This is a genomic window from Streptomyces sp. MP131-18 (genome assembly GCF_001984575.1).
In the GTDB taxonomy this organism is placed as follows: Bacteria; Actinomycetota; Actinomycetes; order Streptomycetales; family Streptomycetaceae; genus Streptomyces; species Streptomyces johnsoniae.
Map to the genome: position 1 here is coordinate 2,896,716 of NZ_LZNS01000001.1, position 12,401 is coordinate 2,909,116.

Genomic DNA, 12,401 nt, shown 5'->3' on the forward strand with positions numbered 1-12,401 from the left:
ACCACCTTTCGGGGAACATCGGCACGTAGCGGGCCAATTGTCATACGGGGGATGTGGTGCGGGGGAACACCGGGTGGGGGTCATGTGAGGGGCGGCGCGGCATCCCGGACGAGGAGCGCCGCCTGAACTCGGTTCGCACAGCCGAGCTTGGCCAGCACCCGGCTCACGTAGCTCTTGATCGTCATTTCGCTCATGTGGAGGCGGTGGCCTATCTCGGCGTTCGTCAGGCCCTCGGCAATGAGCCGGGCAACGTCGGCCTCGCGCGGGCTGAGGGCTGTGATCAGCTCCGCCGCCTCCCTGCGGCGGCGCAGGTCGCCGGGGGTGACGACGCCGAGGACAAGCCTGGTCACGGCCGGGGAGAGAAACGCGTCGCCGCCATAGGCGGCCCGGACCGCCCCGATCAGCTCCTGCGGCGTGCAGTTCTTCAGGAGGAAGCCGGCGGCTCCCGCCTGAAGGGCGCGCAGCACATTGGGCTCCTGGCCGAAGGCGGTGAGCACGACGGTCCTGATCTTCGGTGCCCGGCGGTGCAACTCCTCGGCGGCGCTCAGCCCATCGAGGACGGGCATGGCGATGTCGAGCAGGGCGACGTGCACCCCCAGCCTGACCGCCTCCTCGACGGCCGCTCGGCCGTCGGTGGTCTCGGCCATCACCTCCATGTCGGATGCGGACTCCAGAACGGTGCGGATGCCCGCGGAGATCAGCGGCTCGTCGTCCGCGACCAGCACTTTGATCACCGCACCCCCATCAGCATGCCGGCGGGCAGGAAGAAGAAGATCAGGGTGGCCATGGCCACGCCCAGACCCGCGGTGCGCAGCATGGCCCGCACCCGGCCCGGATCGACGGCCTCGCTCCCCACGCCCTCCTCTTCCCCGGGTCCGGCCCCGACGGGAGCGAGGACACGGACGCGGGCACCGCCGCTTCCCGAGCCCCCCGAGCCCTCTGTGCCACCGGCGCTTCCGGGGCTTCCAGGGCTTTCGGTGCTTCCGGGGCGGGCCCGGGCGTCGGGGAGCATGGCGACGAGCCGGAACGCGCCGTCGGTCCGCCGGTGGTCGAGAAACCCGCCGACCGCGGTCACCCGCTCCCCGAGGCCGGTCAGGCCGTGCCCACCGGGCGGCTGCCGCCCGGCGGCCGCGGCGTCCGGTGCCACGCCGACGGGATTGACCACGGTGAGAAGCAGCGCATCCCCCTCCCACGCCACCCCCACCCTGACCGGGGCCCCGGGTGCGTGCTTCACGGCATTGGTCAGCCCTTCCTCGGCGACCCGGTACGCCGCCTGCCAGGCGGCGGCCGACAACTGCCGCGGCTCGCCGCGCTGCCGGAACTCGACGGCCAGCCCCGCCGTCCTGAACTCCTCGGTCAGTGTCTCTATGGCGGCCACGCCCAGGCTCTGGGCGCGCACGGCCTCCTCCTCGCCCCGCAAGGCGCCGACCAGTTCGTGCAGCTCGCTCATCGCGGCACGGGCGGCGACCGCCACGTGCGCGGCGGTCTTCCGCTCGCGCGGCGGCAGGTCGGACACCTCCAGGGCCGCGGCCTGCACGGACACCAGGGACAGCCGGTGCCCGAGGGAGTCGTGCATGTCGCGGGCTATGCGCAGGCGCTCCCTCAGCCGCTCCCGCTCGGCCAGCAGCTCCCGCTCGAGGGTCAGCTGCCGGTTCCGCTCGTCGAGGGCCGTCACCAGCCGGCGCTGCTGGGCGAGGTACCGACCGGTCAGCAGCGGCAGCGCGACGAAAGCGACGTAGCCGGATATGAGCTGCGGGAGGGCGCCCGGCCCATCCGCGCGGGCCACCAGCTGCGCCGCGAGGCTCCCGGCCACGGCGCCCGCGGTCACCGCGCCGTCGGTGCGGGACACCAGGACAGCGCCGGCCCGGTAGGCCGACCACAGCAGGACGAGGAAGGCGACGCCCGTCAGCGAGGCGAGGAGCAGCGCAGCCATCAGGGCGGGCACCGGGAGCCGCGTCCCGAGGACCGTCACCGCGCCGACGGCCAGCGCGAAGACCAGCACGGCCCAGGGCTGCCACGCCCCGGCCACGATCGCGGTATCCGCCGCGATCACTGCCGCGGCGGGGAAATGCCGTTTCATGGCGTCAGGTTACGGCGCGGCCCATCGGCTTCGGCCATGCACTTTCGTCAATGGAAGAGACGACTTTCGTCAGTAGTGGGCGACCGGGCGGACACGTAGCGTGAACGGCGTGATCGAAGTTCAGAATCTCAGCAAGTCCTACGGGGCCGCAGTCGCGGTGGACGGGCTTTCGTTCTCCGTCCTGCCCGGCCGGGTGACCGGCTTTCTCGGACCCAATGGGGCGGGGAAGTCCACGACGATGAGGATGATCCTCGGCCTGGACGGCCCGAGTGGTGGCAGGGCGCTCGTCGGCGGCCTCCCCTACCGGGAATTGGAGAAGCCGCTCCGGCAGGTCGGTGCGGTGCTGTCCGCCGGCGAGGTGCACCGCGGCCGGAGAGCGCGCGACCATCTGCGCTGGCTGGCCAGGAGCAATGGGATAGCGCCCAGACGGGTGGCGGAGGTGCTCGAGCTGACGGGCTTGGCGGCGGTGGCCGGGAAGCGGGCCGGGACCTTTTCGCTCGGCATGGCGCAGCGCCTCGGCATCGCCGCCGCGCTGCTGGGGGACCCGCACGTGCTCATGCTGGACGAGCCGGGCAACGGGCTGGACCCGGAGGGCCTTCTGTGGCTGCGGACGCTGCTGAAGAAGCTGGCGGCCGAGGGGCGGACCGTTTTGGTGTCGAGCCACCTGTTGAGTGAGATGACGCTGACGGCCGATCACCTGGTCATCATCGGCCGGGGGCGGCTGCTCGCCGACACAAGCGTGCACGCTTTCGTCGAAGAGCATGCGACGGCGGGTCAGCCCGCCTCGCTGGAGGCGGCGTTCCTGCGGCTCACGGGAGGCGAAGGGCTATGACCGGAATGGCTCTCGCCGCCGAGTGGATCAAGATGCGCACGATGCGGGGGGCCGTGTGGGCGCTGGTGGCGACCGCGGTGCTCGCCGTCGGCTTCAGCGCCCTGATAGGCGCCAGTATGCGCGGCTCCTACGACGACATGTCCCGGGAGCGCCAAGAGGACTTCGATGCGCTCGCGATGAGTTCATTCGGCATCGTCATGGCCCAGCTCGCCGTCGTCGTGTTTGCGATTCTGGTGATCGGCAGTGAGTACTCCTCGGGGACGATCCGCGCCTCGCTACTGGCCATACCGCGCCGCGGCCACTTCTTCACGGCCAAGATCCTGGCCGCCGTCCTGCCGGTGGCCGCGCTGGGGATCGTGGTCGTCCCCGTGTCGTTCGTCGTCGCGCAGGCGGCCCTCGGGCCCTACGGCGTCTCCTTCGGTGCGGAGGGGGTACCACGGCTGCTGGTGGGCGGCTGGCTGTACATGACGCTGATGGCGCTGTTCGCGCTGGGCCTCACCACGGTGCTGCGCAGCCCCGCCCGGGCGCTAGGGCTGATGCTTCCCCTGTTCTTCCTCGGCTCCCAGGGCCTGGGGAACGTGCCGGTGGTGGGCGCCGTCGCCCAGTACCTGCCGGACCAGGCGGGGGCGGTGATCCTCCACATGGCGGGGCCGCCGGAAGACATGAAGTTCGACCGAGATTTCGGCCCCTGGGCGGGCGTGGGCATCCTCGGCCTGTGGGCAGCCGTGGCGCTCGCGGCCGGTTACCGGGTACTCGGGAGGCGCGATGCCTGATCACCCCGTGGGCGCCACCCGGTCCGGCGCGGGCCGGGCCAGGAGGGTCCGCGCCAGGGCGTATGCCTCACTCAGGCTGGTGCCGCGGTAGCTCAGGGCGGCGAGCCCGGCGAGATGGTGGTCGGCGTTGACCGCGACGGTGCGGCGCAGCCGGCGGAACAGCGGGGCGTCGGACATCGAGTCGCCGTAGGCGACACAGTCCTCCACGGCGAGACCGTGGTCGGCGCACAGCTCCTCGACGATGCGGACTTTGTCCTGCGGGGTCAGCACGTTCGCCGGGTCGAGTGGGCGGGTGAAGGGAAGTTCGGGAAACCGGGAGGCCACCACATGATCGAAACCAAGCGGAAGCAGCTGTCGCGCAAAGAAGTCCGGCGACATCGTGATCACCACGGACCGGTCACCGCGGCGGCGGATGTCGGCGCACACATCCTCAATACCAGCCAGCCACGGACCGGCGGCGAATGCCGCGGTGACCGCGGCGGGGGTGAGGTGTGCCCACAGTACGCGGATGGCGGCAGAGAAGCCCTTCGTGTCCAGTTCCCCTGCCGCGAACCGCACTTCGAGTTCCGTCAGCTCGGCCAGCGTGCCGATCTGACGGGCCACCTCAAGATTGGCCGTCGTACCGCGCAGGAGTGTTCCGTCCATGTCGAAGACGTGCAGCATGACATGCCCTTTCACCGGTGTCCGCCAGGGGCGCCGCCCTTCATCCTCACCTACCGGTGTCGATCCCGGCCAGGTAGCTTTCGTCCGCCTGCGCCCCGGCCACCGAGCCGGGCGGCACCAGCTTCTCGAGCTGCTGGAAGACGGCCTCGTCCAGCGACAGGTCCGCCGCCGCCGCGTTCGCCCGCACGTTGGGCACGCGGCGCGTGCCCGGAATCGGGACGGTGCCGCGGTGCAGCAGCCAGGCCAGTGCGAGCTGTGCGGTCGTGATGCCCTGCTCCGCCGCCAGGGCGGCCAGCGCGTCGACGAGTGTCAGATTCCGGCCGAGGTTGCCGGGCTGGAAGCGGGGGTTGCCGCGGCGCCAGTCCTGCGGGCCGAGGTCCGCGGTCCCGCGCACGGAGCCGCCGAGCAGCCCTCGTCCCAGCGGGCTGTACGCGACGAACGCGGTGCCCAGCTCGGCGCAGGTCGCCAGCAGTTCGTCCTCCGGTGCCCGGTTGAAGAGCGAGTACTCGGTTTGCAGGGCCGCGACGGGATGCACCGCGTGTGCGCGGCGCAGCGTGGCCGGGGACACCTCGGACAGCCCGATGTGTCCGATCTTCCCCGCCGTGACCAACTCGGCAAGAGCACCGACGGTTTCCTCGATCGGCGTGGTCGGGTCGAGCCGGTGGAGGTAGTACACCTCTACATGGTCGGTGCCCAGCCGCTCCAGGCTGGCGTCGAGGGCTCGGCGCACGTACGCGGGGCGGCCGAGTCCGCTCAGCAGTTGCCCGTCGGCGCCCTGGTTCCCGCCGAACTTCGTGGCCAGGACGATCTCTTCGCGGCGCGCCCCCAGGACCCTGCCGATCATCCGCTCGCTGTAGCCGTCGCCGTAGATGTCGGCCGTGTCGACAAGTGTGATGCCGGCGTCCACGGCCGCGAGCAGGGCCGCCTCGGCGTCCTCGGCCGCCACCTCGTCGTACACGTTCGTCACCAGCGTCATGGCACCGAACCCGACCGCCGATACGAGCGGCCCATGCTGACCCAGGCTGCGATAGCGCACGATGCATCTCCCTTTTGCTCTTCGGGCTCACGCCGATTCGCCACCGATCCTGGCGTGCCGCGCGGACGCTCAGCCAGTGCCCAGCGGAAACTAGCCCTGGCAGGGCTAGGAACGGCTTCTGCCGACACGCTGGACCAGCGGGTCGTCACGTACCCGGCAGAGCCGGGCAGCCCGTCGCGGGCCACGCCGGGCATACGCCGGGAAACGCGAGGAGCGGGACGGGGCGCCCTTGCTGCCATAGTCAGGCGGGCGGCTGCCAGCCGGTCGCGGCGGCCCAGTGCTCCGCCGCACCCATGAGCACCTCGGTGGCCGGCGCCTTGATCTGGCCGTATTCCAGCCAGTCGGGCACGGTGGCGGACAGGCGCTGCTTGAAAGCGCCCCAGGCGCGGCGGGCGTCCGCGTCGGCCCGCAGGTAGTCGCGGAAGAGCAGCGCGAAACGGGCATTCGGGCCGTCGGTCTCGCGCACGTGGACGTTGCAGGTGCGCGCGCCGACCGGCGGAGCAAACACCAGCTTGGCGCACCGGACTCCGCCGCTGACCTCGGTGCGGTTCCACGGCTCCGGCCGGCAGCGGAAACCGATCGCCGTCATCAGGGGCACGTCCACGGCCTCGGCCACGCCGCGGACCCGCACCTGTACGTCGATGCAGTCCTTCGCGGGCAGCCCCGGCACGGCGGTGGAGCCCACGTGTTCCACCGCGATCGCCCGCGCGCCCAGTGCCGCACGCAGGGCCGCGGCCAGCCGGTCGAACTCGGCCGCCCATCCGGCCCGGTGGTCGACCACCTCGACCGGGCGCCACTCGTCCGGAAACGGCATCTCGGCACGCTCCTCCCCCAGGCATCCCGCACGCACCATCGAAGGAGATCGTATGACGCACCGCAGCACCTCGGGGCCCGGTCCGGCACGCCGGCCCGTGCCCGAAAGGGCTGCCCGGCCCGCGACTCGGCCACGACGTCGTCCGGAAGCCGCTCGCACGGCGCCGCTCGGCGGCCGACCGCTTCCGGGCAGACGGGCTCTAGCCGTTGCCGCGCTCCTGGGCGTCCTCGCGGGGCTCGGCGGGCTCGCCGCTCTCGCGGCGCGCGTCGGCCGCGAGCCGGTCGGCGAGTTCGTCCATGACCAGGCCCGGCCGGTAGATCTCTCCCGTACGGTACGCGGTTCTGCCGACGACCTGCCCGGTCACCGGCACGGTGATCAGCTGGAAGACGGCGACGAGCAGCAGCGCCCACGCAAACTTGACCGAAACCTGCAACTCGGTGCCCAGCAGGATGAGGACAACGCCGAGCGTCTGCGCCTTCGCGGCGGCGTGCAGGCGGCAGATGGCATCGGGGAACCGCAGAACCCCGACCCCGGCCAGCAGGCAGAAGAGGGCGCCCACCAGCATCAGCACGGAAGAGACGACGTTCGTCAGGGCGGTCACCGGATGTCCTCCCGCTCCCCCACCAGGTGGGCTGCGGTGACCGATCCGATGAAGCCGAGCAGCGCCAGGACCAGCAGCAGGGGAACGGAGCGCCCGGCGTCGTTGGCCGCGACGTGCACCGCCAGGGCCGAGACGATCAGGGTCACCAGCACGTCGAGCGAGACGATCCGGTCCAGCACACTGGGGCCGCGCACCAAGCGCACCAGCGTCAGCAGCGCGGACACGGACAGCATGATGAGGGTGAGGGCAAAGACCACGTTCACTTGGGGGCCTCCTTGGGTGCCTCCTTGAGTGCGGACACCGTGGCCCGCTCGGCCTGCCGCACGGAGCGGCGGCGGCGTTCGGCCTCCGCCCGGGTACCCGCGGGCAGCCCGTGCACGTACAGCACCCGGCGTTCGCGGTCGATTTCGAGTACGAGGCTGCCCGGGCTCATGGCGGTGAAGAACACGGTGGCGGCGATGATCACGTCGCTGTCCTCCTCCAGAGGCACCTCCATGACCGCGGCGGGTACGTGCCCGCCGTGCCGGATCGCGGCCCACGCCACGGAGGTGGCGGAGCTGACGAGCTGGATCAGGAGGTGCCAGAAGAGGCCGATCAGCCGCAGCGGGCGCAGGGTGACCCGCAGGTCGACCGCCGGCATGCGGAACGCGGCGCGGACCGCGATGACGACGGCGAGGCCGCCGATCAGCACCACCGCACTGACCGACCCCCAGAGCATGAGCCACAACAGCAACAGCCAGAGCGGCTGGACCAGGTAACGCAACGTCATGCTTCCTCCTCAGCGGGCGAGCAGGTCGTGGGCGGCGCGTTCGCTCAGCTCGGCCAGCGGTCCGGCTCCTGCCGCGATGGCCAGGCCGACGAGCACGATGCCCGCGGTGGCGCCGACGGTCAGCCGCTGGTGGCCGGAGGGCCCGGCGACCGGCGAGGAGACGGCGCGCCACATCCGGACCATGGCGTACAGCGTGAGCAGGCTGGTGACGAGCGCGGCGGCGGACATCAGGTAGGCGGCGGTCCCTCCGTCGGCGACCGCGGCCTTCAGCAGGGCGAATTTGGCGATGAATCCGGAGAAGGGCGGGATACCGGCCATGCTCAGCGCGGGCAGCAGGAAGAGGGCGGTGACGACGGGAGGAGTTCCGTGCTGCTCGGCCGCGCCGGCGCCCTCGGAGGAGTCGCGGGATTCGAGACGGTGCAGCGCCGCGGTGCCGGTTCTGGCCACCACCAGTCCCGCAACGAGGAACAGCCCGGCCTGCACGACGATGTGATGAATGATGTAGAGGATGGCGCCGGTGAAGCCCGCGACGTCGAAGAGTGCAATGCCGAACAGCATGAACCCGATATGGCTGACGAGGGTGAAGGACAGCAGCCGGTTGATGTCGTCCTGGGCGATGGCGCCGAGGATGCCGACGAGCATCGTCAGCACCGCCGCGCCGGCCACCAGCCACCACGTGTCCTCCCGCGGGAAGAGCTGCGACTGGGTGCGGATCATCGCGTAGACGCCGACCTTGGTGAGCAGCGCCGCGAAGACGGCGGTGATCGGCGCCGGGGCGGTGGGATAGCCGTCGGGGAGCCAGAAGTGCAGCGGCACGACGGCGGCCTTGATGGCGAAGACCACGAGCAGGAACGCACCGAGCGCCGAGCGCACACCGTCGTCGAGCCCCGCGGTCCGCTCGGCCAGTTCGGTGAGGTTGACGGTGCCGGTGGCCGCGTAGATCAGGGCGACGGCCGTCAGGAACAGGAGCGAGGACATGAGGCTGGTCATCGTGTACGTCATGCCGGCGCGCACGCGCGCGGCTCCGGCGTTCAGCGTGATCAGCACGTAGGAGGAGGCGAGCATCACTTCGAACGCGACGAACAAGTTGAACAGGTCACCCGAGAGGAAGGCCAGGCTCACGCCGCTGACGAGGAGCAGATACGCGGGGTGGAACGGGACGATCGAGGAGCCGGCACGGTCCGGCGTGCCCTGCCCGATGGCGAACAGCAGCACGGCGAGGGCGACCAGCACCGCCACCGCCAGCAGCAGCGCGGACAGCAGGTCGGCCGCGAGCGTGATGCCGAGGGTCGGTGCCCACCCGCCGAACGCGACCTCCGCGCGGCCGTCGCGGTCCACGGCGACGAGCAGGAGCACGGCGTCGACGAAGACCGCCGACAGCACCAGCACGGTCAGCAGCCGCTGCGCGAAGCCGTGACGGGACAGGCCGAGCGAGATCCCGGCCGCGAGGATCGGCAGCATCACCGGCAGCGAGACCAACCATGTCATCCGCCCTCCTCCCCTCGCCTGTCGCCGGAGCCGACGGGGCCGCGGGCGCGGGGGCCGCCGCCGAAGCCGTCGTCGCCCTCGTCCTCGTCGTCCTCGACGTCCGCGGTCGGCTCGGTGTCGGCGCGTTCCCTGACGTCGCCGATGCGGCGGTCCTCGATGTCGTCGGGCACCTCGTCGTGCCCCGACAGCCGCCAGGACCGGTAGGCGAGCGCGAGCAGGAAGGTGGTGATCCCGAAGGTGATGACGATGGCCGTCAGCGCCATGGCCTGGGGCAGCGGGTCGGCGCCGCCGGTGGTCAGCAGCAGCAGGTTGGTGCCGTGCCCGAGCACGATGAAGCCGAGCAGAATCCGCGTCAGGGACCGCTGGAGCATCAGGTGGACGCCGGCGGCGAACAGGCCGCCCACCACCAGCGCCATGGTCAGGTCGAGGCTCTTCATCAGGCTCGCGCTCCCTCCGCGGCGGACAGCAGCTTGAGGATCACGCCGACGACCAGCACGTACACCCCGATGTCGAAGCTCAGGGACGTGCTGACGTGCAGCCAGGTCGTGGCGGACAGCGGTTCACCGCCGAAGGCGAGCGGCACGAGCCCCGTTCCGGCGGCCAGGACGAGGCCGCCGCCCGCCACGATGCCGGGGTCGATGGGCGCGACGAGACCCAGGTCGGTGCGCCCGCCGACGAGGTAGCGCAGCACGAACGCCTGCCCGGCGACCAGTCCCCCGGCGAAGCCGCCGCCCGGCCCGTAGTGGCCGAAGAACAGCAGGAAGACGGAGAAGACCAGGATGGAGGGGAACAGCACGCGGGTGAGGACTTCCATCGCCACGGAACGTTCGGCGCCGGGGCGTTCCGCCACGCCGGGCAGCCAGTGCTGGCGCGGCTGGTCCCAGCGGGCGGCGGGCGACCGTTCCGGCGGCTGGTCACGTGCGTAGACGGGCGGCTCCTGGGGCCCGGTCACGGGCGCGGTCTGGCCCGGCTCCGCGTCCTCGCCGCCCCAGACACGCACGAGGCTGACCACACCGATCGCGGTGACAAGGAGGACGGAGATCTCACCGAGGGTGTCCAGGGCGCGGAAGTCGACGATGATCGCGTTCACGGCGTTCTCGCTGCCGGTCTCGGCGAGGTGCCGCGCATAGTCGGGGGCGTCGGAGCCGTCGCGCCGCGCCTGCGTCGCGACGAGCGCGAACACCGCCACCAGCGTGCCGGTGGCCAGCGCGACCGCGGCGCGCACCCAGCGGCCCCTGGCCGACGGGCTCTCCGGGGTGAACCGCGGCGGCAGCCGGCGCAGCACCAGCACGACGACGACGAGGGTGAGGGACTCCACGAGGAACTGGGTGAGCGCCAGGTCCAGCGCGTCGCGCGCCACGAAGAGGCAGGCCACGCCGTAGCCGACGGCGCCGGTGAGCAGCACGGCCGCCAGCCGGTGGCGGATCATCGTGGCCGCGAGGGCGGCGCCGAGGACGATGGCGGCGGGGGCGAGTTCGGTCCACGACCGCCACAGGTCGACGTGGCCGGTCGGGGAGGCGCCGGACAGCAGAGTGACGAACGAGAGCAGCACGACCGTGGCGAGGACGACGGTGAGATAGAACGGCAGCGAGCCGACCTGGGTGACGCGGGTGAAGCTGATCGCGAACGCGCCGAGCCCGCGGATCGACGCGCGGTACCCGCCCTGCGCATCGGGCAGCCGCGGCAGCGAGGACCTGAACGCGGCCATCCCGCGGCGGCCGAGGTGCATCGCGAGACCGAGCAGCAGGGTCAGGACGGACAGTCCCAGGACCCAGGTGAAGCCATGCCACAGCGCCAGGTGGTACGGCTTGTCACCGGCGGGCGGCTGGTAGGCGTCGGCGTACGGGCCGGTCAGGCCGTCGGTGACGCCGGGCAGCAGACCGAGGGCCGCGCCGAGCGCGGCCGGCACCGCCGCCGGCGCGAGGAACGCGGCGGCCGGTCGGCGCGCGGGCGTGTCGGGCAGACCGGGTTTCGCCGCGAACGCGCCCCACAGGTACCGCGCGGACAGGGCGACGGTCAGCACCGAGCCGGCGAACAGGGCGAGCGGGGTCCACGGCACTCCCGCGACGCCGCCATGCAGGAAGGCGTCGTAGCGGGCCTCCTCGCCGATGAAGCCGAGCAGTGGCGGCAGCCCTGCCATGGAGGCGGCGGCGAGCACGGCGACGGCGCAGGTGGCGGGCAGTCGTGCGCCGAGCCGGGACAGCCGCCGCAGGTCGCGGGTGCCGGCCTGGTGGTCGATGACGCCGGTGACCATGAAGAGGCTGGACTTGAAAAGCGCGTGCGCGAGCAGCATGACGGCGCCGGCCACCGCCGCGGTTCTGGTGCCGGCGCCGAGCAGCGCGATCAGCATGCCGAGTTCGCTGATCGTGCCCCAGGCCAGCAGCCGTTTGAGGTCCTTCTCGCGCAGCGCCCGCCAGGCGCCGAGCACCATCGTCGTGAGACCCGCGGTGAGGACCAGCAGGCGCCAGGGCGCGACGTCGGCGAAGCCGGGCGCCAGCCGCGCCACCAGGTACACGCCGGCCTTGACCATGGCGGCGGCGTGCAGGTAGGCGCTGACCGGGGTGGGCGCGACCATGGCGACGGGCAGCCAGGAGTGGAACGGCATCTGCGCCGACTTGGTGAACGCGCCGACGAGGATCAGTACCAGGGCCACCGGGACGTACCCGCCGCGCGGCGGGTCCGCGATCAGTTCGGAGAGCCGGTAGCTGTCCCCGGCCCGGCCGAGCATGATCAGGCCGAGCAGCATCGTCAGGCCGCCGAGGACGGTTGTCAGCAGGGCCTGTTCGGCGGCGCGGCGCCGTTCCGTGTCGGGTCTGCGGCCGGCGATGAGGAGGAAGGAGACGACGGTGGTGAGTTCCCAGAAGGTGTAGAGCAGCAGCAGGTGGTCCGCGATGACCAGGCCGAGCATGACCCCGGCGAACGCCAGCAGCCAGCCGGCCTCCCGGCCCGCGTCGCGGCCGCGGTAGTAGTAGGCGCCGTAGGCGAGGACCAGGGCCCCGATGCCGCTGACGATCAGCACCATCAGCAGGGACAGCGGGTCGAGCCGCACGTCGAGGCGCAGGCCGAGGGCGGGTACCCAGGCGAGGCTTTCGTGCTGGGGTTCGCCGTCGAGCACGCGGCCCGCGCGGGTGAATGCCCATACGAGGGTGGCCAGCGGCGGGAGCGCCGCGACGGCCCACGCCGCGCGGCCCAGGCGCGGCGCCAGCAGCGGCACCAGCGCGGCGACGCCGAGGTGGGCGACCACCAGCACCAACATGCAGCCGCTCCCTCACCTCGTCGTCGACGGCTCCCGCATGGGTTCCCTGTGATCAGCAGAAATAACAGGGTTTGAGCCGAATGGCCGCC

At 72.0% G+C, this 12,401-nt stretch carries 13 protein-coding genes; 2 read left to right on the top strand and 11 right to left on the bottom strand.

Annotated elements, in window-relative coordinates; genetic code table 11:
* Nucleotides 1–80: 80 nt before the first annotated feature.
* Together STBA_RS12780 and STBA_RS12785 are read right to left on the bottom strand one after the other, a co-directional pair.
* Nucleotides 81–734: a response regulator transcription factor gene (locus STBA_RS12780; RefSeq protein ID WP_077059366.1), complete on the bottom strand. Its 654-nt coding sequence runs from the start codon at nucleotides 732–734 to the stop codon at nucleotides 81–83.
* The gene (locus STBA_RS12785) at nucleotides 731–2,080 is read right to left on the bottom strand and encodes a histidine kinase (RefSeq protein WP_079251884.1); all 1,350 of its coding nucleotides are present in this window, start codon (nucleotides 2,078–2,080) and stop codon (nucleotides 731–733) included. Before STBA_RS12785 ends, STBA_RS12780 begins: the two co-directional genes overlap by 4 nt.
* Before the next feature lie 109 nt (nucleotides 2,081–2,189).
* Here STBA_RS12785 and STBA_RS12790 point away from each other — a divergent pair, with 109 nt between their 5' ends.
* Both STBA_RS12790 and STBA_RS12795 read left to right on the top strand, forming a co-directional pair.
* Nucleotides 2,190–2,912 carry an ATP-binding cassette domain-containing protein gene (locus STBA_RS12790; RefSeq protein ID WP_079251885.1) on the top strand — a complete coding sequence of 241 codons (723 nt, stop codon included), beginning with the start codon at nucleotides 2,190–2,192 and terminating at the stop codon, nucleotides 2,910–2,912.
* Entirely contained in the window at nucleotides 2,909–3,685 is a 777-nt protein-coding gene (locus tag STBA_RS12795) for an ABC transporter permease subunit (RefSeq protein WP_079251886.1), read from the top strand. The genes STBA_RS12790 and STBA_RS12795 overlap by 4 nt, the downstream gene beginning before the upstream one ends.
* Here STBA_RS12795 and STBA_RS12800 read toward each other — a convergent pair whose 3' ends face one another.
* The 9 genes from STBA_RS12800 to STBA_RS36460 all read right to left on the bottom strand — a co-directional run bounded on the left by STBA_RS12800 (nucleotide 3,686) and on the right by STBA_RS36460 (nucleotide 12,312).
* Entirely contained in the window at nucleotides 3,686–4,348 is a 663-nt protein-coding gene (locus STBA_RS12800; protein WP_077059368.1) for an HAD-IB family phosphatase, read from the bottom strand.
* Nucleotides 4,349–4,394: 46 nt separating this feature from the next.
* Nucleotides 4,395–5,384, bottom strand: coding sequence for an aldo/keto reductase (locus tag STBA_RS12805; RefSeq protein WP_077059369.1), 990 nt, complete (start codon nucleotides 5,382–5,384; stop codon nucleotides 4,395–4,397).
* 241 nt (nucleotides 5,385–5,625) lie between these two features.
* Entirely contained in the window at nucleotides 5,626–6,198 is a 573-nt protein-coding gene (locus STBA_RS12810) for a GrpB family protein (RefSeq protein WP_077059370.1), read from the bottom strand.
* Nucleotides 6,199–6,397: 199 nt separating this feature from the next.
* Nucleotides 6,398–6,799 (bottom strand): monovalent cation/H(+) antiporter subunit G, encoded by a 402-nt coding sequence (mnhG, locus tag STBA_RS12815; protein ID WP_077059371.1) that lies wholly within the window; start codon nucleotides 6,797–6,799, stop codon nucleotides 6,398–6,400.
* On the bottom strand, nucleotides 6,796–7,062 hold the full coding sequence (locus STBA_RS12820) for a monovalent cation/H+ antiporter complex subunit F (RefSeq protein WP_107485038.1): 267 nt from the start codon (nucleotides 7,060–7,062) through the stop codon (nucleotides 6,796–6,798). Before STBA_RS12820 ends, mnhG begins: the two co-directional genes overlap by 4 nt.
* Entirely contained in the window at nucleotides 7,059–7,568 is a 510-nt protein-coding gene (locus STBA_RS12825) for a Na+/H+ antiporter subunit E (RefSeq protein ID WP_079251887.1), read from the bottom strand. The genes STBA_RS12820 and STBA_RS12825 overlap by 4 nt, the downstream gene beginning before the upstream one ends.
* A gap of 9 nt (nucleotides 7,569–7,577) precedes the next feature.
* Nucleotides 7,578–9,056 (bottom strand): proton-conducting transporter membrane subunit, encoded by a 1,479-nt coding sequence (locus STBA_RS36450; protein WP_077059372.1) that lies wholly within the window; start codon nucleotides 9,054–9,056, stop codon nucleotides 7,578–7,580.
* Complete coding sequence (locus tag STBA_RS36455; RefSeq protein ID WP_077059373.1) at nucleotides 9,053–9,493, bottom strand: NADH-quinone oxidoreductase subunit K; 441 nt, start codon at nucleotides 9,491–9,493, stop codon at nucleotides 9,053–9,055. Before STBA_RS36455 ends, STBA_RS36450 begins: the two co-directional genes overlap by 4 nt.
* Nucleotides 9,493–12,312, bottom strand: a complete 2,820-nt coding sequence (locus tag STBA_RS36460) for a Na+/H+ antiporter subunit A (protein ID WP_077059374.1) — start codon at nucleotides 12,310–12,312, stop codon at nucleotides 9,493–9,495. Before STBA_RS36460 ends, STBA_RS36455 begins: the two co-directional genes overlap by 1 nt.
* Nucleotides 12,313–12,401 lie beyond the last annotated feature (89 nt).